This window comes from Roseomonas marmotae, assembly GCF_017654485.1.
Taxonomy (GTDB): domain Bacteria; phylum Pseudomonadota; class Alphaproteobacteria; order Acetobacterales; family Acetobacteraceae; genus Pseudoroseomonas; species Pseudoroseomonas marmotae.
In genome coordinates this window covers 1,096,210-1,122,227 of the sequence record NZ_CP061091.1, presented here as the reverse complement: position 1 = coordinate 1,122,227, position 26,018 = coordinate 1,096,210, and the positions used below count along the sequence as shown (strand labels likewise).

The following is a 26,018-nucleotide window of genomic DNA, read 5'->3' as shown; positions in this document are numbered from 1 at the left end:
AGGCATGGTAACTCGGCTTTGGGAACTGGAAGTCGATCCCGCGCAGCTCGGCGCGTTCAGGGCAGTCGGCGCCGAAAACCTTGACGCCTCCACCCGGCTCGAGCCGGGCGTGCTGATGATGCACGCCGTTCAACTCACCGCTGACCCCACGCAAGTCCGCGTGCTCGAGGCCTATGCCAGTCAGGAAGCCTACGAGTCGCACATCGGGACGCCTCACTTCCGCAAGTACAAGGCCGCAGCTCAGCGGATGCTGAGGTCGCAAAGGCTAGTCCCCGTCAACCCGATCCTGCTCTGCGCTAAGGGAGGGACCATCCCTCCGGCCGTCGCGCAAGGCTTGATGGTCCGCATCGCGGTAATTGGCGTCGATCCCACGCAGATGGATGCCTACAAAGCCTTGCTCACCGAGGAACAGGAAGCTTCGGTCCGGCTGGAGCCGGGGGTCCTGATGCTCCACTCGGTCCACTACGCCGAGGACCCTTCGCAGGTTCGGCTGCTGGAGGTCTACGCCGGCCGAGAGGCGTATGAGGCGCACATCCAGACGCCCCACTTCCTCAAGTACAAGAACGGGACTGAAAGGATGGTGAGGTCGCTCGAGCTTCCGCTCGCAAACCCGATCATGCTTGCCGCGCAGCCGCCAGTCCAGGCGGCCGGTTCCGTCACCTGCATGTAAGGTAACCTTCCCCCATGAACTCGGCCCACGCGAAGTGAGAGAGTTGGCCTTCTGTGAGGGAGGCTGCGGGTATGAAGAAGCGCTACACGGCAGAGCAGATCATTGGCCTGCTGTGATCTTCCTTGGCTTCCGTGGACACCCAGAGGCAAAGTTTGAGCTGGAGGTGTTTGATGGATCAGCAAGCGACGAGGACTGTTGATTTTCGCTGAGAGCTGACCCGGCGTTGGAGTGAACCCCTGAGGCTGGACCGCCCTGGGTCAGAACTAAGCCACGTGCTGGACCAGTTGACGTTCGAACTCTTCGGGTGACCGGTAGCCAAGCGCCGAGTGGAGGCGCCTGGCGTTGTAGACCTCCTCGATGAACCGCGGCAAACGCTCCGCGACGTCCTGGAACGTCTCGTAGCCACCGATGTAGATGTCCTCGACCTTCAGCGTCTTCATGAAGCTCTCGGCCTGCGCATTGTGGTACGGATTGCCGACGGAACTCATTGAGCCGCGCAGCCCGGCCTCGGTCAGCGCCCGACGGTAGGCTTCACTCGCGTATTGCCCGCCCCGATCGGTGTGGAAGATGCATCCGGCAGGAGGATGTCGGGTCTCCACTGCCGATCGCAGCGCCGCCAGCGCCAGGTTGGTATCGATGGTGCGTGAGATGGCATAGCCGACCACCTTGCGGCTGCAGGCGTCCAGGATGGCAGCCAGGTAGCAGAACCCCGAGGCAAGACGGATGTAGGTGAAGTCGCCGACCCATACCAAGTTCGGCTGTGCCGGAATGACATTGCGGTAGAGGTTAGGGAAGATTGGGCTGTCGTGCTGGCTGTTGGTGGTGCGCACATGGCGCCGCCGCGGCCTGATGCCCAAGCCCTTCGTCCGCATGACACGGGCAACACGCTTATGGTTGATATGATGGCCGCGGCGCCTGAGCTCATGCGTCACTCTGCGGTAGCCATATCCGGGCCGCTCATCCTGGATGGTGCCAATGAGCTCCTCCAGCTCGCTGTCCGTCAGCGCGGCAGCACCCTCCTGCATCCGGTAGTAGTAGGTGCTGCGCGGCAATCCGATCACTTGGCAGCCCCTTCGGAGGGAGCAGGCCTGGGGCCGGTGATGATCGATGAGCTTTCGTTGTCGCTCACGAGGCGCAGGCGCGGCGTTTTTTTTGCAAGGTCTAGCTCCATGGTGAGCTGGCCGACCTTGCGCTCCAGCGCCGCGATCCTGGCCTCGTATTCGTCGACAATAGAGGCCTCCGCCTCCTCGCTGCTGAGTTCGCCCCGGTCGTACTGGGTTAGCCAGAGCTGCAGCAGGTTGGTCGACAGGTTATGGTGCCGGGCCGCATCACGGCGGCCAATGGCGCCGCTGCAGATGTCCTGGCACAGCTGAAGCCGGAACTGCGGCGAATGGCGCCGGTAGGTGCCTCGTGATGGCATGACCTTCTCCTGATGGAAGGTCCAACCAGTGTATCAGTTCCGAGGCGCCAAGTGGTCCAGCCTCAGGGGTTCACTCCACTTGTCGGCGAAGTTGACAGAGAAACTGCCCGCAGCAAGGATTTACATTGTGACCAGCCCCCATCGACTGGTCCGGGCAAGATTTTAGTGGATCATGGGCAGTGGCGGGGTCGATGAACCGCTGGAACCGGGATGGGACATGGGCCCGGCTTCTCCTGGCATGATCACCTCCGGGGCGGGTGGTCTGTAGCCGAGCGAGGAATGAGGGCGAGCGGTGTTGTAGTGCACCCGCCACTGCTCGATCAGCACCCTGGCTTCGGCCAGCGAGTTGAACACCTCGCCGTTGAGCAGCTCATCGCGCAGCTTGCCGTTGAAACTCTCCACGTAGCCGTTCTCCCAGGGGCTGCCGGGATCGATGAAGGCGGTCTTCGCGCCCACGCCGTGTATCCAGCTCTGCACGGCCTTGGCCACGAGCTCAGGGCCGTTGTCCGACCGAACATGCGCGGGCGTGCCGCGGGCGATGAACAGGTCCGTCAGCACGTCGATGACGTCGAAGGAGTTCAGCTTGCGCGCCACCCGGATCGCCAGGCATTCGCGGGTAAACTCGTCCACCACGTTCAGCATACGGAGCTTGCGCCCGTCGCGCGTCCGGTCCTCCACGAAGTCGTAGGCCCAGACATGCTGCGGACGCTCGGGGCGCAGCCGAATGCAGGAGCCGTCGTTCAGCCAGAGCCGTCCGCGTTTGGGCTGCCGGCCCGGCACCCTCAGTCCCTCACGGCGCCAGATGCGCTCCACCCGCTTGTGGTTGCAGCACCAGCCCTCCACCCGCAGCAGCGCCGTGATCCGCCGGTAGCCGTAGCGGCCGTACTGCCGGGCCAGGCCAGTGATCGCCGCCGTCAGCGTCGCCTCGTCGTCCGGCAGACCTGGCGCCTGCCGCTGCGTCGAGCGATGCTGGCCCAGCACGCGGCAGGCGAAGCGCTCCGAGACGCCCAACGCCGCCCTGACATGCCCCACCGCCGCCCGACGACGCGCGGCGCTCAGAAGTTTCCCGAGGCGGCTTCCTTCAGCACCAGCTTCTCCAGCGTCAGATCCGCCACGGCCTTGCGCAGGCGGCCGTTCTCCTGCTCCAGCTGCTTCAGGCGCTTCACCTGGTCCAGCTTCAGGCCCCCATACTCCGACCGCCAGCGGTAGTACGTCGCCTCCGTGACCCCGATCACCCGGGCACCCTCGGCCACCGTCTTGCCCTGCGCCACCAGAACCTCGACCTGGCGCAGCTTGGCCACGATCTCTTCCGGCTTGTGCTGCTTCTTCGCCATCTCCGGCCCCTCTCCGCGTCCACCAATCTCACATCATTGGCGGTCCACTTCTAAGGGGGCAGGTCAAGCGTCAGGTAAGGCGCGACCAGCGCCCATTCTTCATCAGACACATCGGACGGGTAAGGCTTGCGGGCAGTCATACCGCGCAACCTGATCGTTGCCAGGCCATAGGTCCATAACAACCTCTAGCACTACCTGGGCATTTTATGATGAGGTGACAGGAACCTGCGTCGGCAGTGCGGACATCGGATCGGCGTGACGAGATGGCTGAACAGGCGGTCGAGAATGGCGCGTCGCACGGCGGGCAGGCTTGGTGAGGGTGGCGGGCCCGGCATTGGGGGCCGCATTTTCCCCCCGCCTCGTCCGGCGGTGCGCGGCGAGGCGGAGGTGCTGCAGGTAGGCACAGGCGATGCAGCTCATCAACGCGTGTCGGTGCAGGCCTGTCCAGGACCGTCCCTCGAAGTGGCCGAGCCCGAGTTCCTGCTTCAGCTGCTGGTGCGCCTGTTCGCAGATCCAGCGTCCTTTGATGGTGGCCGCCAGCGCCCGCAGCGGTGTGTCGGCGGACAGGTTGCTCAGATAGTACTTCCGCTCGCCGCTAGAGCGCCATTCGCCGACCAGCCAGGCTTCATCACCCGGCAGATGCCGGTTGTTGCCCCAAACCGCGCCGTCGCCCACCCGGATGCGCGCCGCGGCGAACCGGGCCGCCAATGCGCCCTTGGTACCCTGCCGCCAGGCGATGCGGCGCCAGGTTTGCGAGGCCAACACCCTCTCCGCCTCTGCTGGCTCTTCGTTCGGCACTGGCTTACGAGCCCGTCCCTGCGGCGGCACCAGCTGGACACCTCGAAGTACCCGTCGCTGTGCTGGTTTCGTGAACAGGGTTGTCGCCTCAGGTCATGACGTGCCCCTGCTGACCCGACTGGGTCACCGGCTTTGGGCGGCGGGTGCCGCTCTTCGTGGGCGCGGTGGGGTTATGCGGGCGCAGCTCGGGTGCTGAGCCAGGCGAGGCGGGCGAAGTTATAGGCCAGATTGGCCATGCCGATCTTCACCTGGGCCCGTGCGATGCCGATCGTGCGGACGAACAGCCTCATACGGTGCTTCTGGGCGGCGAAAACATGTTCGATGCCGGAGCGGATCCGGGCGCGTAAGGCATTGGCCTTCGCCTGCTGTTCGGAAAGTTGACGCCGCGGTGGCCTGCGGAACTGAATGCGTTCGGTCAGGCCGCGCCGCTCCAACACTTCCAGATTGCGCTTGGTGCGGTAGGCGGTGTCCGCCCAGACGCGGCTGGCGGTGTTCTCGGGATCCAGCAGATCTACAAAACTGCGGCTGTCATGCTGGGCGGCATCGGTGACTGTCCAGCGGCGGATCAGCCCGTGCCGCCGGTCGATACCGATATGGCTCTTGTAGCCGAAGATGGGCACCGCGATCTGGATGGCCTGGCGCTGCGTGCCTTCTGGTTTGGGCTTGGTCCTGCCGCGCTTGAGCGTCCACCGCGCATCCCGGTCCTTCTGCGCCCGCTTGGCACGGGACCAGCCTTCCGGCGTGCCACCGTTGCGGATGGTGGCTTTCTCCTCAATGGTGAGCTGCTGGCGCGGTGCGGCGATCAGGGTGGCATCAATGATCTGCCCACCCATGGCGAGAAAGCCCTTGGCCGCCAGCACCTCATCAAAGCGGCGGAACAGCCCCTCGATGGCACCGGCCTGCTTGAGCTGTTCGCGATAGAGCCAGATCGTCTTGGCATCCGGCACCGCCTGATGCAGGCCAAGACCCGCAAAGCGCATGAAGGACAGCCGGTCCCGCAGCTGGAATTCTGCTTGCTCATCCGAGAGGCTGTAGAGCGCCTGCAGCACCAGGATGCGGAACATCATCACCGCATCATACGGTGGGCGTCCGCCGCGGCCGCGATCTGACCGCTTCAGCGCCGCATCCAGTACGGGGCGGAAGATCTCGAAGTCGACCACTGCCGCAAGGCGCTCCAGCGGATCGCCCGCGGCAGAGAGCGTTGCATACCGCTCATCCACATCGAAGAAGCCTGGCTGATCTGCCATCGCCACTGCCTCCGCTGATTGACCTCATTGAATCAGCTCAGCGTGTCAACCGCGAGGTTTTTAGAGGCGTCCAGCTGCACGGCGGCGCTGTAGACCTTCTGGTTGCGCGGGATGCCCACCGCCCAGCGCAGATCCCGAGCATCCAGGCCCTGCCGGAACGCCGCACTTGCGCCATAGCCCGCATCGGCCAGCACAGTGCCGAACCGCACGCCCGCCGCCCTCAGCCGGTCGAGTTCGTCCAGTGCGATTTCGGCCTTGGTTCGCGGCGCCATCGCCGCCTCCGGCACGCCTGCCTGGGCACAGCGTGCAGGGTCATCGGTCCACTTCTCCGGCAGGAACAGCCGTAGACCGACCGGAACAGGCACCTCGCCCTGTGCCAGGGTGAGCGACACCAGCGATTGGCAATTGGCCTTCTTGCCGAGTTGGCCGCAGTACTGCGGCAGCACGCCGACTGACATCGTGCCTTTCTTAGGCAGCGCCGTGTCATCGATCACCAGCCAAGCCTGCGGACCGCCGACCAGCTTGTCGGCCTGCTGCGCCAGCACCGACCACAGCGGCGCATCATCCCAGGCGGGGCTGGCGATGAAGTGCTGCAGCTGGTCGTGGCCGCCCAAGCCAAGCCGGGCGGCCATCGGCTGCAGGCTCTTGCGCTCGCCGGGTCCGAGCAGACCCCGCAGGTAGAGCGGTGCCCAGGTGCGGCGGGTCTTGCGCCCCAGAACCTCCAGGAACGGCGCTAGCCAGCGATCCAGATCTGCTCCACCACCAAGGATGCTCGTCATCATCGTCGCCTCCAGCAGGAGGCGTCGCACACCATCAGATCATACGCAAACAAAATGCCCAGGTAGTGCTAGGTCGCGAGAAGCCACGGACTGCCCCTCATCTAACGGCCGTTTTCTCCAATATTCCAGTTGAAACCGGACTTGCTGCTTTCTGCCAACTCCTGTCACGACCTGGTTCCCAGGTAAGCTGCAGGAGCAGAGTTCCCCATTCCGGCAAGCATATGTGTAGGGGAAAGCCGATCACCCGAAACGATTCCGATCAAACCGTCCCATCTGCTCCTCAATCCCGTAAACCTCGAATGCCAGCAATGTCTCGAACAGATCCGTCCCGAGTTGACGGGCCGCGTCGATCCGCTGGAGGGCTGTCGCGATTTCGAAGAGACTCGCGGACGACGACACCCAGCTACTGCCCGGGCCACGCCCCTCTACCCCTGCAGCCTTGACCATCCCGAGCGCCACTTCGCCAATCAATCGGGGGTCCATGCCGTCACGGAGTGAGGTCTTCAACAGTTCAGGCAGGAAGTGTGTATCCGACGTCAGAAGCGCCGGACAACTGACGCAGGCACGGAGAACGCGTTCCGTAGCGGCATCCCACGACTTGCCCCGGGTCAAGGCGAAGATCGGGCGTAAGCCTGCTGCGAGTTTACGGTCTGCCAACGGCGCAAGACGCTCGACCCAAACGGTCGCGACATTACGGCAGGCCACTTCGGACCAGACTCCGGCAACCGTACATGCAACTCCGAAGATAAAGTCGGAGGTCTCCATGCCTACCGCAGCCGATCCAATCCTCTCCTCCAGCATCACTGCGGGCAGCGGATCCTCCGGAACCGTGAAAGCGCGTAAGGCCATAAACTCACCCGCAGCCTGGTCGGCCCGATCCCAACCGCTAGACAACAGTGCGCCGATCCGGCTGTGGACAACCCGAGTAGGAAGCCAGCGATGAGTGTAAGCGAGGAGGCACAGCCCCTCGACGCTCCCGGACAGAGCCGGCTCCCTCTCAAAAAGACGCTCCAGGAACGATACGGCCCGGCCGTAATCGGCATGCTTGAGGAAACGGAGGTTGTCCGCCGCAGCCATCCAGACCTCTGGGTTCTCATTTCGCCCGAGATGTTGCTCGAGGATCGTGAGCCATGAGTCAGCAGCTGGAGGTGTCCGAAGCAGGAAGCAGCACTCAAGTGCACGAAGCATCGGGTAATTGCCCCCGGGTAGCACCCTCATTCCACCCATGCCCCATAGGAGAGGATGCTGGCGATCTTCTCCCCTCTTTTCACTGGTCTCTTCTGCCTTCTTTTCGGGCGGCGTGTAGTCCCCGAGCCAACCGGCAACGGTCGAGCAGATCCGGTCATCTAGGCCGCCCACCCGCGACGCCATACGGGCAAGCACCCAAGCGGCCGCCCGTCGGAAGTGTGATGACGAGAAACCTCGATCTTGCAGTTCCACTACCAGGCCGACGATCTCCTCGGGCGAGGCATCGTCTCGCTCGGACATCTCGCTGATCGCATGCTCTACCGGGCGTTCCAAATCGCCAGGCGGTATCTGCCGGATGAGCCGCTTCGCCCGTTCAGGGTGCGCCTTTGCAAAGGCACCAAAGGCTCTCGCGGCATCTATGCTTCGGTTGCGACGTCGCTCGAAGGGGGTGCCCCATTCGCTGCTGTCGGGGTGCAGCCCGAGGAAGCCAAGGATGTCGCGGTCCTTCGCCCGGGCCATCGCATCAGCTGTCATTGCGACGTCTTCGCCAGAACGAATACTCATCCGCTCCCGCTTAGTCGGCTCCCCAACGGCGCGGATCTCTTCCTGAATCAATCGTGTGAGGTACTCGGGACGACTGGATACCGGCACGGCAACAAGCAGCCCAAGTTGTTCCTGACGGATCCACTTTGATGCCTGCATACGATTCGCTCGGTCGTAGTCCGCCAATCTGCGTCCACGACTCCAGAGCCTGATGGCGGTCACGAGCCGCTGCAGGTCTATGGGAGACAAATGTGGGGTAAGCGTCGTCTGACCCCCATGGTTGAGGTGCACAGCTCTGGGGAGGAGGATTGAGCCTTCTGGAGAGAGGGCAGGCAGTGGACGGGGATCTGGTCGGGAGCACGGAGGCGAGCACTCCTATGAGTGATCGTATGAGTGCCCGTACGGAATTCGTGGAAGTGGTGACCCGCGGTGAACGGCGCCGCCGCTGGAGCCCCGAGCAAAAGCTGCGGATCGTCGCCGAGGCGATGGACCCCACAGTCACCGCGGTCGATGTGGCACGGCGCTGGGGGATCGGCACGGGACTGCTTTATACATGGCGACGCGAGCTGCTGATGGCGGTCACCCCGGCGCCGATCACGCCAGGGCTCCCTGCGATCGCAGCGGAGGAAGCCCCCTGCGAGAATGCGCCTGCCGTCATTGCTGAGGCCGCCTCGCTGCCTGGTGACGGACGGATCGAGATCGCGCTTCCAGGTGGTGTCGTCGTCCGTGTTGATGCCGGGGTAGACGAGGCGGCGCTTCGGCGCGTCCTTGCGGCACTGGAGAGGCGATGATCGGTCCCGCGCCGGGCACACGCATCTTCCTCGCCTGCGGGGTGACGGACATGCGGCGTGGCATGGACGGGCTTGCCGCTCTCGTGCAGACCACCTTCGGCGAGGATCCGTTCTCGGGTGCGGTCTATCTCTTCCGTGGGCGCCGGGGCCATCTGGTGAAATGCCTCTGGCATGACGGTCAAGGCCTGTGCCTTTTCCAGAAGCGCTTGGAACGGAGCCGCTTCCAGTGGCCGGTGACGAACACCGGCAGGATTGCGTTGTCGGTGGCGCAGACTTCGATGCTGCTCGAGGGCCTGGACTGGCGCAACCCACAGCGGGTGTGGCGGCCGAGCGCGACGTAGCAGCTTTCGCTTGCACCGACGCGGCGCGGCCTGCGACGATTCCTGCGTGACAGCAGCCGATGACACGAACGGGGCGGACGCGGAGGTGGTTCTCCTGCGCGCTGCGCTGGCTGCCGCCGAGGCGAGGATCGCGGCACTCGAGGGCATGCTCCACGCGCTCAACCGCGCACGCTTCGGCCAGAGTGCCGAGCGCATCGATCCCGGCCAGCTTGTCCTTGCACTTGGCCGCGACGTGCCACCCCGCCGCCCGCGAACGATGCGCCGGGGGAGGATGGCCCTCGCGGACGCCCATCGGCGCGCCGGAACCGCGGCGCCTTGCCGCCGCACCTCGAGAGAGTGGAGCGCGTGCTGGAACCCGCCAGCCGGACCTGTTCTTGCTGCGGCAGCGACATGCGCGTCATCGGCGAGGACCGGTCAGAGCGGCTCGACGTCGTGCCCGCGAGGCTGCGGGTGCTGGTGACCGTCCGCCCGCGCCTGGCCTGTCGTGGCTGCGTGGGCGGTGTTCATCAGGCGCCTGCCCCGGAGCACGCGGTGACGCGCGGTCTGCCGACCGAGGCGCTGCTGGCGCATGTGCTCGTCTCGAAATACGGCGACGGCCTGCCGCTGTACCGCCAGGTGGCAATCCTCCGCCGCAGCGGGGTGAGGCTCGACCGCTCGACCCTCTGCGACTGGGTCGGGGCAGCTTGTTGGTGGCTCCGGCCTCTCTACGAGCGGGTCCTGGAGCATGTCAGGAAACAGGGACGGGTGTTCGCCGACGACACGCCACTTCCCACCCTGGAGCGCGGTCGCGGGCGAACCCGCAAGGGGGCCCTCTGGGCCTATGCCGTCGACGACCGCCCCTGGCTGGGGCGGGCTCCTCCTGCGGTCGCTTATGCCTACGCGCCGGACCGCAAGGGAGCGCGACCCGCTGCTCATCTCGGCCGGTTCCGAGGCGTGCTGCAGGTCGACGGCTATGACGGGTTCAAGGCCATGCGGCGGGAGCGCCGCGACGGCTCGGTGACGCTGGCCTTCTGTTGGGCGCACCTGCGCCGACGGTTCTTTGAGGTCCATGCGGGCACGAAGTCGCCCATCGCCGCCGAGGCCTTGCTGCGTATCGGGGAGCTCTACCGGATCGAGCGCGAGATCCGGGGCCGCTCGGCGGAGCAGCGCCGCGCCATCCGTCGCGAGAGGAGCGCGCCGCTGGTCGCCGCCCTCGAGATCTGGCTGCGGGCGCAGCTGGATCGCCTCAGCCAGGGCTCCAAGCTCGCCGGGGACATCCGCTACGGCCTGCGCCACTGGGGCGGTCTCGTGCGGTTCCTTGAGGACGGCAGGCTGGAGATGGATACAAACACGGTGGAGCGGCAGATCAGGCCCGTGGCCGTCACCCGCAAGGCGGCGCTGTTCGCAGGCAGTGAGGCAGGCGGCGCGAACTGGGCCATCGCGACGACGCTGATCCGGACGGCCCTGATGAATGACGTTGAGCCCGAGGCCTGGCTGACCGACGTGCTGCAGCGGATGGTCCGCGGCGACGTGCGCTCGAACGGGCTTGATGCCCTTCTCCCCTGGACCTGGGGCCGGGACACCGCCGCAGCGGCGTAGCCATCAGAGCCCCGGCAAGGCGGGGTTTACCTCCTCCGCGTCGCTGGTATCGGCATGGACCGCGTCGTGGATGATGCGCGTGGTCACGCCCTGCAGATGCGCCCGCAGCGCCCGCTCCAGTTCCAGAAACTCGGGCCAGAGGACCGTATCGAGGAAGCCCTTGGGCGCGCGCAGCATTACCGTCGTGCGCTTCTGGCGAGGGTAGCGATAGGGCCTCAGCCCGTAGCGGCGGCAGAGGGCGACGAAGAGCTGCCGGGACCAGCTGTCCGGCATTGAGAACTGCTGCTCCACGGCCGGGTCACGGCGGGCTTGCTCGGGACTGTCAGGAATTTCGTGTGTGGCGGGGCATAGTAGGGAAGAAGGAGACCCCCTATGGCCCGACGGAAAGAGCCGCGGATCCCGGATGCGATCCTGGACCAGTTGCTGGCCGGTGCGGACGCCAGAACGGCCTTCGAGCAGGGCGGCCTGCTGGATGAGCTGAAGAAGGCGTTCACCGAGCGGGCGCTGAACGCCGAGATGGACCACCACTTGGCCGGAGAGGGTGGTGAAGGCAACAGCCGCAACGGCTATGGCCGGAAGTCGGTGGTCACTGACAGTGGCAAGCTGGCGCTGGAGATCCCACGCGACCGGCAGGCGAGCTTCGATCCGCAGCTGATCGCCAAGTACCAGCGGCGCTTCCCTGGCTTCGATGACAAGGTCATCTCGATGTACGCCCGCGGCATGAGCGCGCGGGAGATCGTGGGCCACCTGCGCGAACTCTACGGCATCGAGGTCTCGCCCGACCTGATCAGCGCTGTCACGGATGCCGTGCTCGACGAGATCAGCGCCTGGCAGAACCGGCCGCTGGAGCCCGTCTACCCGGTGGTGTTCTTCGATGCCCTGCGGGTGAAGATCCGGGATGAGGGCCTTGTCCGCAACAAGGCGGTGCACATCGCGCTGGGCGTCCGGGCCGACGGTGGCAAGGAGATCCTGGGCCTGTGGCTGGAGCAGAATGAGGGTGCGAAGTTCTGGCTGCGGGTGATGAACGAGCTGCGCGGCCGCGGTGTCGAGGACCTGCTGCTGGCGGTGGTAGACGGGCTGAAGGGCTTCCCTGAGGCCATCCTGGCAGTGTTCCCGGAGGCCGTGGTGCAGACTTGCATTGTTCACCTCCTGCGCCAGAGCCTGGACTTCGTCGCCTACAAGGACCGCAAGCCCGTGGCCGCGGCGCTGAAGGCGATCTACCAGGCCGTGGATGCCGCCGCCGCCGAAGCGGCCCTGACTGCCTTTGAAGCAGAATTCTGGGGCCAGAAATATCCCGCCATTGGCCAGAGCTGGCGCCGCGCCTGGACCGAGGTCGTGCCGTTCTACGCATTCAGCGTCGAAATCAGACGGTTCCTCTACACCACCAATGCCATTGAGGCGCTGAACGCGAAGCTGCGCCGTGCAGTTCGAAGCCGAGGGCACTTCCCCACGGATGAGGCCGCCCTGAAGCTGCTGTTTCTGGTCTTGCACCGGGCGGAGAAGGAGTGGACCATGCCGCCGCGGGAATGGTCCATGGCTAAGGCGCAGTTCGCCGTTCTGTTCGGCGAGCGCTTCACTCGCGCCATGGCCTGAGCATGTTCAACCGCTCCGCCGCACACGAAATTCCTGACAGTCCCGCTTGCTCGGCCAGGCGTGCCTTGACCCGCTCCAGCGCCGCCCCGGCCGCCTCCCGCTCACCCGCCGTTCCTGCACCCGCAATCAACGCCTCGATCTTGCGGAGCCGCTCCCGGAGATCGTCTTCGCCCGCCATCCCCCTCAACCTCCAACCGGCATGCAGGATAACCGGTACAGACCGCCAGGGCAGCAGGGCACGTCAAGCGCTGAGCTGGATGGGGATCAGACGACGGTTACAATGTGGGGCAATCGCCGCGATAAGAGCCTCGGTTACTCCGTACGGGTCGTCGTAGCTCCCGAGTTGGAACCGGCGTTCGTCCCCGAGGAGGTAGTCGAGAACGGCCAGCGGACGGCTTTCCGCGACTGCGAGGTATCCTCCGGCCAGGAACTGGTGGAGTGCGTCCAGATCGGTCGAGACTACATTGGAAGCGAACTCGACAAATGCGTCAGGTTCCCGGCGTGCCCAAGCTGCGATGGCGTTAGCGAAAGCCCGCCCAAGGTGATCATGGTCATGTGATCGCGAACCAAAGCGGTCAAGGAGTGAGCCGTCATCGTGGCGGTAGCCGTCGCGGTGCTCATACCTCGCGACCGTCAGTGCGGCGACTTCCGCGAACCATGGCCACAATACTCTTACGTGTGTCGCCGGTGAGCCGAGCAGCAGTGCCCCGAAGCCGTACATGCCGCTCGGATCGGTGAGGAAGCGCTTGAGGGTGTCGTCCGCTGAGCCTTTAGCGCGGCCTTCCGCCAGGATCACCTCGAGGCGGCAGAGAAGAAAATCCGGCAGCCGTCGGGGCAACGACTTCCCGATGGCCTGAGCGAGAGCCATGACCCTCCACATGTCAAGCGCCGGAGCGATTTCCTTGGCCAGGTCTGCGGCAACATCGGTCCAGGTGTTCAAGCCATCAAGGACGAGGTAGGCCCGGCTCTGAAACTCCGGCGCGGTCCAGTGCTCTGTCACCAAGGGAAGAACCAAGTCGTACCTAGCATTGACAACTGAGCGGAGAAGGACGCTGTAAGCCCACCCGAGAGGTTCGGGAGCGCGCATGAGGTCGACGGCCCTCGGGAGAAGCCGATCAAACCATCCCAAGCTTCCTATGGTGGACCGCAGGGCCCTTGCCCCCTCCTCTGGATCAGCCAGCACTGGAAGGAGGAGGCGTGCCTCGCCATCTGTAGGAACGGCCTGCTTCCCAATGAAGTCGCGAAGCAGCCATCGCAGATGCGGACGGAGGTCCTGGGCGTTCCAAAGCCGCACGAGTTCCCGCTCATATCCTGAGGGATCGGACGCTCGAAGATAGGTGAAGGCACTCCAGATCGTTGGGCGCGCGAAGATCGTACCCTGCCGCGCCAGGGCATAGTCGGCCACACTCTCTCCATCGGCGACAAAGGCGCGGGCGCGCACGAAATCAAAGATCGTCTGGTGCCGGAAGCCGATCCGCCGACCGTCCTGCACGAGGAATCCTGCGCCCTGCAGCCTCTGGATAGCGTCTCTATGCGTGTCGAAGCGGGCGGACGGAACCCATAGGTCTTCTTCCTCAATCATCGCCCGCGCGACAGCGTGAAGTGCTGCGCCGTCGTTCTGTCCCGAGTCACCAGAGAGGATGCGGCGCCGGAACACCTCCTCCAGCATATCGTGGTAGCTCGCGTATGCCGTCCCTGCGTCGGCCAGATAAGTCAGGAAGAGATCGAGGTGCTGGGGTGTGCAGAGCACCTCACGGAATTCGGGAGGCCAGTTCGTCGGGTTGAGGCGCGCTCCTCTTACTAGAGGTTCGACGGCTTCCCATGACAGGAGTCCGAGATGCAGTGGGACGGCCTCAAGGGAGGTGAGGCGTGCATCGTGCCGGAACTCGAACTCTCGGCTCGACAGGATGATCCCAAGGTTCTGGTGATTGCGGACAAGTGCGACGAGCGAGAGCAATGCGCTGAGGCGGCCACCGTGCTGGTCCATCAGGTCGGCAAGCGCATCGAGTTGGTCGATCAAGAGAACGACAGGCCCTTCAGCCGCGAGACGAACGAGGCAGCGGTCCAGTGGTTCCGGTACTCCTGTTTCAGCATCGAGGTCAGCAAGGGACGCCACCCTACCAGGTAGAGCATCCGCCTTGATCGCGAGGAGGGTTGTTCCCCGCGTTGCAAGCTCCCTGCCGAGCTTTGCGAGTAGGGCTGACTTCCCCGAGCCTGGAGGGCCAAGGAGGACAAGAGGCGGCGCTACAGGCTTCGCGAGGTGCTCGACCATGCCCGTCAGTTCAGGCCGATCGAGCCATTCACCGGCGGTGGTAGTCGGCCAAGCGAGAAGCGTCGCCGAATGCGCTCCGAGGATTCGCCGCACCCTCTCGGCGTCCTTTCCCTCGAATGCCGTCGGTACGGCTGGGGGCGTAGGTACCCCTCCAACAAGATCCCGAGGGGTGATGGTCGCTGCCCCGCCCCTCAGATCGGTAAGGATGCCGTGCATCTCTTCCACCTGCTGGGCCACCCGCCGCATCTTCGGGGCGACCTCGGGGAAGTATCGCTCGATGACCGTCTCGTGGCGCCCGATAAGGTGGCAGAGATCGTCCCAGCCCATTGCCTGGACCTCGAACAGTCCCTGCGCACGATGCTCCTCTGTGATCTCGCGAGCGAGCGCCTCGACGTCGGCTCGCTTCGGGCCGGATGTCACGAGGATCCACTGCGTCAACTGCGGCCTGAAGGTTAGCGCTTTCGCCACCTCCTTCCGAAGTTCGGCGGGCATGACCTCTTTCTCGGCGTAGTTGTCCTTGCCCTTGCACTGCACAGCAACCCAGTCGCCGTTCGGCAACCTGCCGCAGACATCAACCCCGTGCTGCTCGTCACCGCGGCGCCCGTTCTTCCGAGCTGTGGGGTCACCCCAAACCTCAGCAAACAGGGCGCAGGATAAGTCCTCGAACACCTCCCAGGATGTCGGAGCGGGGTGCTGAAATGCCTCGAAACTCACTTCGACAGGTATCCACCGGCTTGGACGGGGCTATGAGCCGCGAGCGAGGCTGCTCGGTTAGAAGCTAACTGGTCTCAGCAGTAAGGGAAATCCGCCGCGCACAGCATCGTAGGGCCGGTCGTGGGACCAGCGTGGGACGCCCAAACGCGAAAAGCCCGGCATCTCTGCCGGGCTTTTCGATAAGGTCCTGATCTTACTCAGGAAAGACTGGCGCGCCCGAAGAGATTCGAACTCCTGACCCCCAGATTCGTAGTCTGGTGCTCTATCCAGCTGAGCTACGGGCGCCGTCCAGTGAGGGGGGACATAGCCAGGAGCGGCGCGGAGCGCAACAGGGCGGAACCCAAAATTCGGCATCTTTTTCTGCATGGGTGCCCCTCCGAGTGGCGCGGCCACAGGGCCAAGCCATCGCCGTCGCCTTGCTGCTCATGCGCCGCGATGCGCCAGGCAACAGCTCAGCTGGGGAAGACCAGCGCCACCCGGGGCTGCAGCAGGCAGGGCTGGCCGGCGCGCAGCAGCCCCTGCGGCGCCGCGGCCTCGATGATCAACCCCGCAAGATCGGCTTCCACCCGGTCATGCCCGCCGGCGGGCCGGCAGCTCCGCACCAGGGCATTGCCGGCGCCGGCGGCGGCCGGCTGCACCTCCCATTCATGCAGGCGGATGAAGGCCAGCACCTCCCCCGTATCCTCGACCCGGCCGCGCAGCCGGTCACGCGGCAGGGGCGGCAGGGGCAGCGGGTCGAAGCGCAGCGCATCGCCCTCCAGCCGGGCCGGCAGCCGCGTGGATTCGCCGATGAAGCCGGCCACGAAGGCATTGGCCGGCTGGTTCGCCAGCTCGGCCGGGCTGTCGAACTGCACCACCCTGCCCTGCTGCATCACCGCCACGCGGTCGGCCATGGCCATGGCTTCATCCTGGTCGTGGGTGACGAAGATAGTGGTCAGGTCAAGCTCGTCATGCAGGTCACGCAGCCAATGGCGCAGGTTCTTGCGCACCTCGGCATCCAGGGCGCCGAAGGGTTCGTCCAGCAGGAGCAGCCGCGGCTCGATGGCCAGGGCGCGTGCCAGCGCCACGCGCTGGCGCTGACCGCCGGAAATCTGGTCCGGCATGCGCTTCTCCAGCTCGGGGATTTGCATCCGTTCCAGCAGCTGCCGCACGCGTTGGGCAATCTCACCTGCCCGCGGGCGGGTGGCGCGGGGGCGCACGCGCAGGCCGAAGGCAACATTCTCGAAGACCGTCATGTGGCGGAACAGCGCGTAGTTCTGGAAGACGAAGCCGATACCGCGCGCCCGTGCCGGCACCTGCGCCACATCCTGTCCGCCGATCTCGATCCCGCCGGCATCGGGGAAATCCAGCCCGGCCAGGAGGCGCAGCAGCGTCGTCTTGCCGGAACCGGAGGGGCCGAGCAGCGCCACGAACTCACCCGGCCGGGTCGCCAGATCCACCTCCCGCAGGGCGGCCATCGGGCCGAAGCGGCGCACCAGGCGGCGGATGGTCACGCTCATGCGATAATGCTCCTGCCGCCGCCCTCTCCCCGCTCCAGCAGCGTCTTGGCGCCCAGCGTGACCAGGGCCAGCAGCGCCAGCACGGAAGCCATCGTGAAAGCGCCGACGAACTGGTATTCGTTGTAGAGAATCTCGACATGCAGCGGCATCGTGTTCGTCTCGCCCCTGATATGGCCGGAGACGACGGAGACCGCGCCGAATTCCCCCATGGCGCGCGCATTGCAGAGCAGCACGCCGGAGAGCAGGCCCCAGCGGATCTCCGGCAGGGTGACGCGGCGGAAGGTCTGCCAGCCGGAGGCGCCCAGCGTGGCCGCCGCTTCCTCTGAGGCACGGCCCTGCTCCTGCATCAGCGGGATCAGCGTGCGGGCCACAAAGGGAAAGGTGACGAAGATCGTCGCCAGCACCAGTCCCGGCACGGCGAAAACGATCTGGATGTCATGCGCCTGCAGCCAGGGGCCAAGCCAGCCATGCGCGCCGAAGAGCAACACCCAGACCAGCCCCGAAATGACGGGCGAGACGGAGAAGGGCAGTTCGATCAGCGCCAGCAGCAGCGCCCGCCCGGGGAAGCGGAATTTGGCGATGCACCAGGCCGCCGCCAGCCCGCCCAGGGTATTCACGGGCACCGCGATGGCGGCCACCAGCAGCGTCAGGCGGATGGAGGCGATGGCATCGGGGTCGCTGAGCGTCTGCCAGACCGGCACCCAGCCACGCCGCAGCGCCTCGGTGAAGACGGCGGCCAGCGGCAGCAGCAGGAAGACGCCCAGCAGCAGCACCGCCAGCGCGATCAGCAGCAGGCGCATCCAGGCGGGCTCGGAGGCAGGCGGCGTCACGCGCGGCGCCACAGGCGGTTCGCCAGGTTCAGCGCCAGCAGCAGCAGGAAGGACAGCGCCAGCATCGCGATGCCCACCGCCGCCGCGCCGGCATAGTCGAACTGCTCCAGCCGCACCACGATCAGCAGCGGCGCGATCTCGCTGATCATCGGCATGTTGCCGGCGATAAAGATGACGCTGCCATATTCACCGATCGCACGGGCCGAGGCCATGGCGAAGCCGGCCAGCAGGGCTGGCGCCAGGGCGGGCAGCACCACCCGCCAGAGCGTCTGCGCCCGGGTGGCGCCCAGGGTGGCGGCGGCCTCCTCGCCTTCGGGCGGCATGTCGCGCAGCACCGGCTCCACCGTGCGGACGATGAAGGGCAGGCCGACGAAGGCCATGGCGAGCCCGACGCCCAGCGGCGTATAGGCGACCTTGATGCCCAGCGCAGCCAGCGGCGCGCCGAGCCAGCCATTGGGCGCGTAGATCGCGGTCAGCGCCAACCCGGCGACCGCGGTCGGCAGGGCGAAGGGCAGGTCCACCATGCTGTCCAGCAGCTTCCGGCCGGGGAAGCGGTAGCGCACCAGCACCCAGGCCACGAGCAGCCCCAGCGGCAGGTTCACCAGCGAGGCCGCCAGCGCACCCAGGAAGGAGAGCCGCAGCGCCGCCAGCACGCGCGGCTCGGTGATGGAGTTCCAGAAGCCGAGCGGCCCGAGTTCCAGCGGCCGCAGCAGCAGCGCCAGCAGTGGCACCAGCACGATGCCGCCGAGCCAGAGCAGGGTCACGCCGAGGCTGAGGTAGAAGCCTGGCAGAGCGTCCCGCTGGTGCCGCCTGGGGGCGATGCTCATCGTCCGGGCTGGTAGATCCGGTCGAAAAGGCCGCCATCATCGAAATGCATCGCCTGCGCCCTGGCCCAGCCGCCGAAGACCGGGTCGTCGATGGTTACCATTTCCAGGGGCGGGAAGCGGTCTCCGGCGGCGGCCAGGGCGGCGACATCGCGCGGGCGGTAGAAATGCCTCGCCGCCAGCGCCTGGCCTTCCGGCTCATAGAGGGTCTGGAGATAGGCCTCCGCCACCGCACGGGTGCCACGCCGGTCCACGTTGCGGTCCACCACCGCCACCGGCGGCTCGGCCAGGATGGAGAGGGAGGGATAGACGATGTCGAACTTGTCCGCGCCGAACTCCGCGAAGGCCAGATGGGCCTCGTTCTCCCAGGCCAGCAGCACATCGCCCTGGGCGCGCTGCACGAAGGTGGTGGTGGAGCCGCGCGCCCCGGTATCCAGCACCGGAACGTTGCGGAACAGCTGCGTCAGATAGGCCTGCGCCGCCTCCGGCGACCCGCCGGGCTGGCGCAGGGCCCAGGCCCATCCTGCCAGGTAGCTCCAGCGCGCGCCGCCCGAGGTCTTGGGATTGGGCGTGATGACGGAAACGCCGGGCTTCACCAGGTCGCCCCAGTCCCGCAGCCCCTTCGGGTTCCCCTTCCGCACCAGGAAGACGATGGTGCTGGTATAGGGCGCGCTGTTCTGCGGCAGGCGGCTCTGCCAGTCGGCGGCCATCAGCCCGGCCTTGGCGATGGCGTCGATGTCATAGGCCAGGGCCAGCGTCACCACATCGGCCTGCAGCCCGTCGATCACCGACCGCGCCTGCCGGCCGGAGCCGCCATGGGAGGCATTGGCGCGCACCGCCTGCCCCGTGCGGGCCTTCCACTGGGCGGCGAAGGCGGCATTGAAGGCGCGGTAGAACTCCCGCGTCGGGTCATAGGAGACATTCAGCAGCTGGACCGTGCCCTGCGCGTGGGCGCCCTGCCCCGCCAGCCAGACGGCGCCGCCCATGACGGCGCCCAAGACCTGGCGGCGAGACGCCATGATTTGAGTCATCCTGGCCTCCTTTGGCGTCAGATCCTCCGGAACAGAGCCGAAGCCACACGCCGCCTTGAGCATACCGCACCGCACCCGGCGGAGGGCAGCGCAACCCGGCGGAGACTGCCCGCAGGCCGCGCAAATCTGCGTGGCACTGCGGCATGGGCAGGCTCCGGTGCCCCTTCAGGCACGAAGATCCGGCCTCGCGCGCACCGACCTCTCCCCCTCTTGCGCCGGCCCGCCCGCTGACCCATCGAAGTCCCAGGACCATGGAACGGCAGGAGACCCCATGCGAACCGCAACCCAGGCCATTCATGCCGCCGCCCCCGCGCGTGAGCCGGGCACGCCGCTGACCCCTTCCCTGGTCGCGGCCACCAGCTTCCACGCCGACCCCGATGCCATCGGCTTCTCGGCGGCCGAACTGGGGGCGGAGGCGCCGCCCTTCTATACCCGCTGGGGCAACCCGACGATCAGTCTGCTGGAGCAGCGGCTGGCGGTGCTGGAAGGCGGCGAAGCGGCGGTGGCCTTCGCCAGCGGCATGGCCGCCGCCACCGGGCTGATGCTGCACCGCCTTTCACCAGGCGAACACCTGCTGGTCAGCGACGTCTGCTACGCCGGCATCGCCGAATTCGCGCAGGAGACGCTGGCCCGCTTCGGCGTGGCGGTGACGGCGGTCGATATGTCCGACCTCGGCGCCGTGGCCGCCGCCATCCGGCCGGAGACGCGGCTGCTGCATGTGGAGACGCCGGCCAACCCGATCCTGCGCCTGTCCGACATCGCCGCCCTGGCGGAGCTGGCGCACCGGCACGGGGCGGAGCTTTCGGTCGATTCCACCATGGCGACCCCCATCGCAACCCGCCCGCTGGCGCTGGGTGCGGACTGGGTCATCCATTCCCTGACGAAATATGCCTGCGGCCATGGCGACGCCCTGGGCGGCGCCGTCATCGGCCGGGCGGGAGCCATCGGCGCGCTGCGGAAGGAGGCACTCATCCATCTCGGCGGCGCCATCAGCCCCTTCGCCGCCTGGCTGATCCTGCGCGGGCTGGAGACCCTGCCCGCGCGCATGGCGCTGCATGAAAGCAATGCCCGCGCCGTGGCCCGGTATCTGGAAGGCCATCCGCGCATCGCCCGGGTCTACTGGCCCGGGCTGGAGAGCCACCCGCAGCACGAGCTGGCGCGGCGGCAGATGCGGAACTTCTCCGGCATGGTCAGCTTCACCGCCGGGGATGACAAGGCCCTGGCCCGGCAGCTTGCCGCGAAGCTCAGGGTGGTGTCCTACGCCGTATCCCTCGGCAAGACCCAGAGCCTGCTCTTCCACATCCCGGCGGAGGAGATCCTGCGCTCCTCCTTCCACCTGGAAGGCGCGCAGGCCGAAGCCTACCGCGCCTGGACAGGCAGCGGCACCTTCCGCTTCTCGGTTGGACTGGAGGACCCGGCGGATCTGATCGCCGATCTGGAGCAGGCGCTGGCGGGCTGATTCCTCCCCCCGTGCGATCTCTCCGGGAAGGCTAAGATCAAGCTTCATGCAGCGCAGCCCTGGCAAGATGGCCGGGGGGCACGGGGCATGGCCGAGGATTTCAAATCCCCTCCAACCTGCTAGAGAGGCTGCCGGGCGCCTGTCTATCCTGGTTGCTCGGCAGCCCTCGCGATCACCAGGAGACGTCATGGCAGGCACTTCCCGAGACCAGGCCGGGCCGGCGGCTCCTGGCCCTGCCCGCATCACCACGGGCATTTCCGGCCTTGATCATGTCCTGGGCGGTGGCCTGACGCCCAACCGGCTCTATCTGGTCGAGGGCACGCCAGGTTCCGGCAAGACCACCCTCGCCCTGCAATTCCTGCAGGCCGCCCGGATGGCCGGGGAGCCCTGCCTCTACATCACCCTTTCCGAGACCCAGGAAGAACTGTCCGCCGTCGTTGCCTCGCATGGCATGACGCTCGATGGCATCAACGTCTTCGAACTCGCCTCCGCCGAGGTCGCCTTCAACGCCGACCGCGAGATGACGCTGCTGCACCCCTGGGAGGTCGAGCTCGGGGAGACGGTCAAGCGGATCATCGATGAGATCGAACGGGTGAAGCCGACCCGGGTGGTCTTCGACAGCCTGTCCGAGATGCGGCTGCTGGCGCAGGACCCGCTGCGCTACCGCCGCCAGATCCTGTCCCTTAAGCAGTTCTTCGTCGGGCGCAAGACGACCGTCCTGCTGCTCGACGACCTGACCGGCGGCAGCGGCCAGCAGGATCTGCAACTGCACAGCATCTCCCACGGCGTCATCACCCTGGAGCGGCTGACGCTCGAATTCGGCGCGGCACGGCGCCGGCTGCAGGTCCAGAAGATGCGTGGCGCCCCCTTCAGCGCCGGCTACCACGACATGGCCATCCGGCATGGCGGGCTGGAGGTCTTCCCCCGGCTGGTCGCCGCCGAGCACCACAAGCCCTTCTCCGGCGAACCCCTGCCCAGCGGGCTGCCCGAACTGGACGCGCTGCTCGGCGGCGGTCCGCTGCGCGGCACCTGCACCCTGGTCAATGGCCCGGCCGGCACGGGCAAGACCACCCTGGCCCTGCAATACGTGGCGGCGGCCTGCGCCCGGGGCGAGCGTAGCGTGATCTTCGAGTTCGACGAGCGGATCGGCACCCTGCTGTCCCGTGCCGCCCGCCAGGGCATGGACCTGCAACTCTATATCGACCAGGGGCTTCTGCTGGTGCGGCAGATCGACCCGGCCGAAATCGCCCCCGGTGAGTTCTCGGGGATGATCCGGCACGAGGTGGAGGTGATGGGGGCCCGGCTGATCGTGATCGATTCCCTCAGCGGTTACGAAGCCGCCATGCCGCAGGAGAAGCACCTCGTGCTGCAAATGCACGAGATCCTCTCTTATCTGAACCAGCAGGGCGTCGCGACTCTGCTGATCAATTCCCAGCCCGGGATGATCGGCACGATGACCGGTGCGCTTCATGTCAGTTACATCGCCGATGCGGTCCTGCTCGTGCGCTTCTTCGAGGCCGGCGGGCGCGTGCGGAAGGCGCTCTCGGTGCTGAAGAACCGCGGCGGCAGCCACGAGGATTCCATCCGCGAGTTGCGGATCGACGAGAACGGTCTGCGTATCGGTGCGCCGCTGACCGGTTTTCATGGCGTGCTGACCGGCACGCCAAGCTATGCCGGCCAGACCGAGCCATTGCTGGAGGAGCGTCCACAGAGTGCCTGACCAGCTCCGGGCACCACATCCCGGCCCCGTCCTGATCCTGACGCCCACCGGCCGGGACGCCGGGGGCGCGGCCCGGCTGCTGGGTGACGAGGGGATCGACAGCATCATCCATCCCAGCCTCGGCAGCCTGCAGGACGCACTGGACGACCGGGCGGGGCTGGTGCTGATGGCGGACGAGGCGCTGTTCCGGGCGGATCTGACGAAGCTGACGCGCCGCATCGCGGAACAGCCGCCCTGGTCCGACCTGCCCTTCATCATCCTGACCCGGACGGGCATCGCGGCGCGGCGGAAGCTGGCTGAGATGAAGCTGCCCGACAGGCTCGGCAATCTGCTGTTCCTGGAACGCCCGCTGAACGCCATGAGCCTGATCAGCGCCGTCAGGACCGCGCTGCGGGCCCGCCAGCGGCAACGCCAGGTGCGGGAGTATCTCGCCGAACGGGTTGGCGCCGCCGAGCGCGTTGCCACACTGCTGGACGCCCGGGTGCAGGAGCGCACCGCCGCCCTGAAGGCGGCCGAGGAGGAGCGGCACCGGATTGCCACCGCCCTCGCCCAGTCCCAGAAGATGGAAGCGGTCGGGCAACTCACCGGCGGGCTCGCGCATGACTTCAACAACATGCTGGCTGGCGTCATCGGCAGCCTTGACCTGTTGCAGATCCGGCTGGCGCAGGGCCGGACCGAGCAGCTCGACCGGTATATCGGCATGGCGCGGATGGGTGCCGAGCGCGCGGCCGCCCTCACGCACCGATTGCTGGCATTCTCACGGCGGCAGACGCTTGAGCCGAAGCCGACCGACCTGAACCACCTGATCCACGGCATGATCGAGCTGATCCGCAGCACAATCGGGCCGGAGATCGAGATCGTGACGGATCTGCATGACGCGTTGTGGCCAACGCTCTGCGACCCGCATCAGCTTGAGAATGCGCTGCTCAACCTCTGCATCAATGCGCGCGACGCCATGCCCGCCGGCGGGCGGCTGGTGATCGGGACGGGACATGCCTCGCTTACCTCTGCCGATACCGGGGCGTCCCATGAGAATGGCCCGGGCGATTACGCCACCCTCTGCGTGAGCGACACCGGCACGGGCATGTCGCCCGAGGTGATCGCCCGCGCCTTCGATCCCTTCTTCACCACCAAGCCGCTGGGCCAGGGCACCGGGCTCGGCCTCTCGATGATCTATGGATTCATCCAGCAGTCCGGCGGCCATATCCGGATCGACAGCCGGCCGGAACGTGGCACCCGGGTCACGCTGCAACTGCCCCGCTACCACGGCACGGTGGATGCGGCGCTGGGCGGGGATGGCGCGCGCATCCGGGAGGATGTCGCCGCGCGGGGCTCGGTGCTGGTGGTCGATGACGAGCCCGCGGTGCGGATGCTGGTCGCGGAAGTCCTGGCGGATCTCGGCTACCACACGCTGGAAGCCCATGACGGGCCTTCGGGGCTGCGGGCGCTGCGGGCCAGTGGACGGGTGGACCTGCTGGTCACCGATGTCGGCATGCCCGGCGGCATGAACGGCCGGCACCTGGCGGATGCCGCCCGGGTCGAGCAGCCAGACCTGAGAATCCTCTTCATCACCGGCTATGCGGAGAATGCCCTGATCGGCAGCGACCGCCTGGAGCAGGGCATGCATGTGCTGACCAAGCCATTCTCCATGGAAGCCCTGACCACCCGGATCAGGGCCATCACCATGGCAGGCTGACATCCGGCCGGGCACCCTGGCTGCGGCGCCCGGAGCGGAGCACAGCGCGTGTCAGTTCTTGGCCGCGCGGTCGTAGTAGGTCTGGAAGCCGTTCCAGGTCCAGTCCCGCACGGTGTCGCGGACCCCCGCGACATAGATGGTCTGGAACAGGAAGACCGCCGGTCCCCGCTGCATCATGTCGCGCTGCAACTGCTCATACATCGCCGCGCGCCGGCTCTCGTCCCGCTCCATCACCGCGTCTTCCACCACCTTGTTGGCGGCCTCATCCATGAAGGCGGCGCGCCAGGAAGGGAATTGCGTCAGCTTGGCCTCAAGGCGGTTGTCGGGGTTGTAGATCAAGCGTGAGGCGTTCGCGTGGGCATCCGGCATGCCGGCGCCCCAGCCCAGCATGGCGCTCTGGAACTCCCGGCCGCGATGACGGGCGAAGAGCTGCGCGTTGGCCATCTGCTCCAGCCTGAGCCGCACGCCCACCTTGGCCGCATTGGCCTGGATGTGCTGCGCGATGGGCGCGGCATAAGGGCTGCTGCCGATGATCACCGAGGCTTCGAACCCATCGGGGTAGCCGGCCTCAGCCAGGAGCTGCTTCGCGCGGCTGGTGTCCAGCTTGAAGGGCTGGCCTTCCTTCTCGTCCAGCGCGCCGAAGGAGCCGAGCGGCACGAAGCTGGCGCGCGCCACGCCGTCATAGGCCATCACGGTCTTCTGCAGCGCGTCGTAATCCACCAGATAGCGCATCGCCAGCCGCACCTTCTCACTGGCGAAGATCGGGTCGGCGCTGTTGAAGCCCCAGTAGAACATGGTGGGCCTGCGCGTGCGGGCCAGGGTGATGCCCTTGGCATCCTCCAGCGTGCGCAGATCCTCCGGCGTCAGGTTGCGGGCGATGTCGACATCGCCCTTCTCCAGCAGCAGGCGCTGGGTGCCGGCCTCGGCGACGTGGCGGATGATGACGCGGGGCAGCTTCGGTGCCGGGCCCCAGTAATCCCTGTTGGCCTCCAGCACCACGACATCGCCCGAATTCCACTGGCGCAGGCGGTAGGGGCCGACGCATTCCGTATGCGTGGCCAGGTATTTATTGCCGAGATCGCCATTGGCCTCATGGGCCATGATGGTCTTGCGGTCCAGCAGCGCCGTGACGCGGTTGGCGGCGACGGCCTGCAGGATCAGCCCGATCGGGTAAGGCTTGTCCAGCTTCATCACCAGCGTCCGGTCGTCCGGCGCGGTGATCATCTGCTCCACATTCTCCTTGGTGAAGCCGTAATCCGTCAGCGTCGCCGCATTGCCGAAGCCAAGCCTCACGACACGCTGCATCGACCAGGCCAGGTCCCGCGCCGTCGCGGCCTCCCCCGAGGGGAAGCGCAGCCTGTCGCGCAGATGGAAGGTGATCTTCAGCCCGTCCGGCGAGACATCCCAGCTCTCAGCGAGAGCGGGGATGACCTTCTTCTCGTCCGCCGGATCGAAGGCGGCAAGGCTGTCGCAGGTATTGGAGAAGATCTCGTTGGTCACGACCTCGGCGATCTGGGCAGGGTCGAAGGTGCTGATCGCGTCGATGTTCCAGGCCATCACCAGCGCATTGCCGGGGGTCGCGCCCCGCGCCATGCCGGAGGCCAGCAGCACCGCCACCAGAGCCGAGGCGACGAGGCCCGCGCGCCTTGGCGCGGGCAGCCGTTGGTGTCGGGGCTGGGCCATGATCGTCC

The 26,018-nt window shown here is 66.6% G+C and carries 20 protein-coding genes, 1 tRNA gene and 4 pseudogenes; 8 read left to right on the top strand and 17 right to left on the bottom strand.

All coding sequences use genetic code 11. The annotated features are described in order from the left end of the window. Positions 1 to 4: 4 nt before the first annotated feature. On the top strand, positions 5 to 670 hold the full coding sequence (locus IAI58_RS05325; protein ID WP_207445248.1) for a putative quinol monooxygenase: 666 nt from the start codon (positions 5 to 7) through the stop codon (positions 668 to 670). Positions 671 to 933: 263 nt separating this feature from the next. Here IAI58_RS05325 and IAI58_RS05320 read toward each other — a convergent pair whose 3' ends face one another. The 8 genes and pseudogenes from IAI58_RS05320 to IAI58_RS05290 all read right to left on the bottom strand — a co-directional run bounded on the left by IAI58_RS05320 (position 934) and on the right by IAI58_RS05290 (position 8,165). After that, a complete protein-coding gene (locus tag IAI58_RS05320; protein WP_237182943.1) occupies positions 934 to 1,779 on the bottom strand; it encodes an IS3 family transposase in 846 nt (281 codons plus the stop codon). Next, positions 1,728 to 2,090, bottom strand: a complete 363-nt coding sequence (locus IAI58_RS05315) for a transposase (protein WP_207445250.1) — start codon at positions 2,088 to 2,090, stop codon at positions 1,728 to 1,730. The genes IAI58_RS05320 and IAI58_RS05315 overlap by 52 nt, the downstream gene beginning before the upstream one ends. A gap of 162 nt (positions 2,091 to 2,252) precedes the next feature. Continuing rightward, positions 2,253 to 3,424 (bottom strand): IS3 family transposase gene (locus IAI58_RS05310; RefSeq protein ID WP_207451582.1). Its coding sequence is split into 2 segments (ribosomal slippage): positions 2,253 to 3,160 and positions 3,160 to 3,424, totalling 1,173 coding nucleotides; the frame shifts between segments, so codons are not numbered across the junction. Positions 3,425 to 3,489: 65 nt separating this feature from the next. Continuing rightward, positions 3,490 to 3,564, bottom strand: a pseudogene (locus tag IAI58_RS23435) (transposase); the annotation flags it as partial. Between the two features lie 64 nt (positions 3,565 to 3,628). Next, positions 3,629 to 4,261: pseudogene (locus IAI58_RS05305) on the bottom strand (IS701 family transposase); the annotation flags it as partial. Positions 4,262 to 4,392: 131 nt separating this feature from the next. After that, positions 4,393 to 5,469, bottom strand: coding sequence for an IS5 family transposase (locus tag IAI58_RS05300; RefSeq protein WP_208775950.1), 1,077 nt, complete (start codon positions 5,467 to 5,469; stop codon positions 4,393 to 4,395). Between the two features lie 71 nt (positions 5,470 to 5,540). Further along, a pseudogene (locus IAI58_RS05295) lies at positions 5,541 to 6,248 on the bottom strand (IS701 family transposase); the annotation flags it as partial. A gap of 240 nt (positions 6,249 to 6,488) precedes the next feature. Then, the gene (locus tag IAI58_RS05290) at positions 6,489 to 8,165 is read right to left on the bottom strand and encodes a hypothetical protein (RefSeq protein ID WP_208776029.1); all 1,677 of its coding nucleotides are present in this window, start codon (positions 8,163 to 8,165) and stop codon (positions 6,489 to 6,491) included. A 203-nt stretch (positions 8,166 to 8,368) separates the two neighbouring features. Here IAI58_RS05290 and tnpA point away from each other — a divergent pair, with 203 nt between their 5' ends. From tnpA to tnpC, 3 genes and pseudogenes are all read left to right on the top strand, one after another. Continuing rightward, a complete protein-coding gene (gene tnpA, locus IAI58_RS05285; protein WP_207451415.1) occupies positions 8,369 to 8,770 on the top strand; it encodes an IS66-like element accessory protein TnpA in 402 nt (133 codons plus the stop codon). Then, positions 8,767 to 9,111 (top strand): IS66 family insertion sequence element accessory protein TnpB, encoded by a 345-nt coding sequence (tnpB, locus tag IAI58_RS05280; protein WP_207451417.1) that lies wholly within the window; start codon positions 8,767 to 8,769, stop codon positions 9,109 to 9,111. Before tnpA ends, tnpB begins: the two co-directional genes overlap by 4 nt. Before the next feature lie 46 nt (positions 9,112 to 9,157). Continuing rightward, positions 9,158 to 10,689, top strand: a pseudogene (gene tnpC / locus IAI58_RS05275) (IS66 family transposase). A gap of 3 nt (positions 10,690 to 10,692) precedes the next feature. Here the strand turns inward: tnpC and IAI58_RS05270 are convergent. Further along, complete coding sequence (locus tag IAI58_RS05270; protein ID WP_207451419.1) at positions 10,693 to 10,962, bottom strand: hypothetical protein; 270 nt, start codon at positions 10,960 to 10,962, stop codon at positions 10,693 to 10,695. 99 nt (positions 10,963 to 11,061) lie between these two features. On the opposite strand from IAI58_RS05270, the gene IAI58_RS05265 reads away from it, so the two are divergent. Then, on the top strand, positions 11,062 to 12,282 hold the full coding sequence (locus IAI58_RS05265; protein WP_207451421.1) for an IS256 family transposase: 1,221 nt from the start codon (positions 11,062 to 11,064) through the stop codon (positions 12,280 to 12,282). Here IAI58_RS05265 and IAI58_RS05260 read toward each other — a convergent pair. From IAI58_RS05260 to IAI58_RS05230, 7 genes are all read right to left on the bottom strand, one after another. Beyond that, a complete protein-coding gene (locus IAI58_RS05260; protein WP_208776009.1) occupies positions 12,263 to 12,460 on the bottom strand; it encodes a hypothetical protein in 198 nt (65 codons plus the stop codon). The genes IAI58_RS05265 and IAI58_RS05260 overlap by 20 nt on opposite strands. A 63-nt stretch (positions 12,461 to 12,523) precedes the next feature. Next, positions 12,524 to 15,268: an AAA family ATPase gene (locus IAI58_RS05255; protein WP_208776027.1), complete on the bottom strand. Its 2,745-nt coding sequence runs from the start codon at positions 15,266 to 15,268 to the stop codon at positions 12,524 to 12,526. 208 nt (positions 15,269 to 15,476) lie between these two features. After that, positions 15,477 to 15,553, bottom strand: a tRNA-Arg gene (locus IAI58_RS05250). Between the two features lie 167 nt (positions 15,554 to 15,720). Further along, on the bottom strand, positions 15,721 to 16,767 hold the full coding sequence (locus IAI58_RS05245) for a sulfate/molybdate ABC transporter ATP-binding protein (RefSeq protein WP_207448633.1): 1,047 nt from the start codon (positions 16,765 to 16,767) through the stop codon (positions 15,721 to 15,723). Then, positions 16,764 to 17,567 (bottom strand): sulfate ABC transporter permease subunit CysW, encoded by an 804-nt coding sequence (gene cysW, locus IAI58_RS05240; RefSeq protein WP_207448655.1) that lies wholly within the window; start codon positions 17,565 to 17,567, stop codon positions 16,764 to 16,766. The genes IAI58_RS05245 and cysW overlap by 4 nt, the downstream gene beginning before the upstream one ends. Before the next feature lie 26 nt (positions 17,568 to 17,593). Then, positions 17,594 to 18,424, bottom strand: coding sequence for a sulfate ABC transporter permease subunit CysT (cysT, locus tag IAI58_RS05235; RefSeq protein ID WP_207448631.1), 831 nt, complete (start codon positions 18,422 to 18,424; stop codon positions 17,594 to 17,596). Then, entirely contained in the window at positions 18,421 to 19,440 is a 1,020-nt protein-coding gene (locus IAI58_RS05230; RefSeq protein ID WP_408906211.1) for a sulfate ABC transporter substrate-binding protein, read from the bottom strand. Before IAI58_RS05230 ends, cysT begins: the two co-directional genes overlap by 4 nt. A 283-nt stretch (positions 19,441 to 19,723) precedes the next feature. On the opposite strand from IAI58_RS05230, the gene IAI58_RS05225 reads away from it, so the two are divergent. The 3 genes from IAI58_RS05225 (at position 19,724) to IAI58_RS05215 (ending at position 24,327) form a co-directional block, all read left to right on the top strand. Beyond that, positions 19,724 to 20,911, top strand: coding sequence for a trans-sulfuration enzyme family protein (locus IAI58_RS05225; protein ID WP_207448629.1), 1,188 nt, complete (start codon positions 19,724 to 19,726; stop codon positions 20,909 to 20,911). A 187-nt stretch (positions 20,912 to 21,098) separates the two neighbouring features. After that, positions 21,099 to 22,631 (top strand): ATPase domain-containing protein, encoded by a 1,533-nt coding sequence (locus IAI58_RS05220; RefSeq protein WP_237182515.1) that lies wholly within the window; start codon positions 21,099 to 21,101, stop codon positions 22,629 to 22,631. After that, the gene (locus tag IAI58_RS05215; RefSeq protein WP_237182913.1) at positions 22,624 to 24,327 is read left to right on the top strand and encodes an ATP-binding protein; all 1,704 of its coding nucleotides are present in this window, start codon (positions 22,624 to 22,626) and stop codon (positions 24,325 to 24,327) included. The genes IAI58_RS05220 and IAI58_RS05215 overlap by 8 nt, the downstream gene beginning before the upstream one ends. Before the next feature lie 51 nt (positions 24,328 to 24,378). On the opposite strand, the gene IAI58_RS05210 is transcribed toward IAI58_RS05215, so the two are convergent. Then, positions 24,379 to 26,010, bottom strand: coding sequence for an ABC transporter substrate-binding protein (locus IAI58_RS05210; protein ID WP_207448623.1), 1,632 nt, complete (start codon positions 26,008 to 26,010; stop codon positions 24,379 to 24,381). Positions 26,011 to 26,018 lie beyond the last annotated feature (8 nt).

What these genes read in the sequence shown, in the direction of transcription:
- IAI58_RS05325 (WP_207445248.1), top strand. Translation starts at nt 5, where the DNA reads ATGGTAACTCGGCTTTGGGAACTGGAAGTCGATCCCGCGCAGCTCGGC.
- IAI58_RS05315 (WP_207445250.1), bottom strand. Translation starts at nt 2,090, where the DNA reads ATGCCATCACGAGGCACCTACCGGCGCCATTCGCCGCAGTTCCGGCTT.
- IAI58_RS05300 (WP_208775950.1), bottom strand. Translation starts at nt 5,469, where the DNA reads ATGGCAGATCAGCCAGGCTTCTTCGATGTGGATGAGCGGTATGCAACG.
- tnpA (WP_207451415.1), top strand. Translation starts at nt 8,369, where the DNA reads ATGAGTGCCCGTACGGAATTCGTGGAAGTGGTGACCCGCGGTGAACGG.
- tnpB (WP_207451417.1), top strand. Translation starts at nt 8,767, where the DNA reads ATGATCGGTCCCGCGCCGGGCACACGCATCTTCCTCGCCTGCGGGGTG.
- IAI58_RS05270 (WP_207451419.1), bottom strand. Translation starts at nt 10,962, where the DNA reads ATGCCGGACAGCTGGTCCCGGCAGCTCTTCGTCGCCCTCTGCCGCCGC.
- IAI58_RS05265 (WP_207451421.1), top strand. Translation starts at nt 11,062, where the DNA reads ATGGCCCGACGGAAAGAGCCGCGGATCCCGGATGCGATCCTGGACCAG.
- IAI58_RS05260 (WP_208776009.1), bottom strand. Translation starts at nt 12,460, where the DNA reads ATGGCGGGCGAAGACGATCTCCGGGAGCGGCTCCGCAAGATCGAGGCG.
- IAI58_RS05245 (WP_207448633.1), bottom strand. Translation starts at nt 16,767, where the DNA reads ATGAGCGTGACCATCCGCCGCCTGGTGCGCCGCTTCGGCCCGATGGCC.
- cysW (WP_207448655.1), bottom strand. Translation starts at nt 17,567, where the DNA reads ATGCGCCTGCTGCTGATCGCGCTGGCGGTGCTGCTGCTGGGCGTCTTC.
- cysT (WP_207448631.1), bottom strand. Translation starts at nt 18,424, where the DNA reads ATGAGCATCGCCCCCAGGCGGCACCAGCGGGACGCTCTGCCAGGCTTC.
- IAI58_RS05230 (WP_408906211.1), bottom strand. Translation starts at nt 19,440, where the DNA reads ATGGCGTCTCGCCGCCAGGTCTTGGGCGCCGTCATGGGCGGCGCCGTC.
- IAI58_RS05225 (WP_207448629.1), top strand. Translation starts at nt 19,724, where the DNA reads ATGCGAACCGCAACCCAGGCCATTCATGCCGCCGCCCCCGCGCGTGAG.
- IAI58_RS05220 (WP_237182515.1), top strand. Translation starts at nt 21,099, where the DNA reads ATGGCAGGCACTTCCCGAGACCAGGCCGGGCCGGCGGCTCCTGGCCCT.
- IAI58_RS05210 (WP_207448623.1), bottom strand. Translation starts at nt 26,010, where the DNA reads ATGGCCCAGCCCCGACACCAACGGCTGCCCGCGCCAAGGCGCGCGGGC.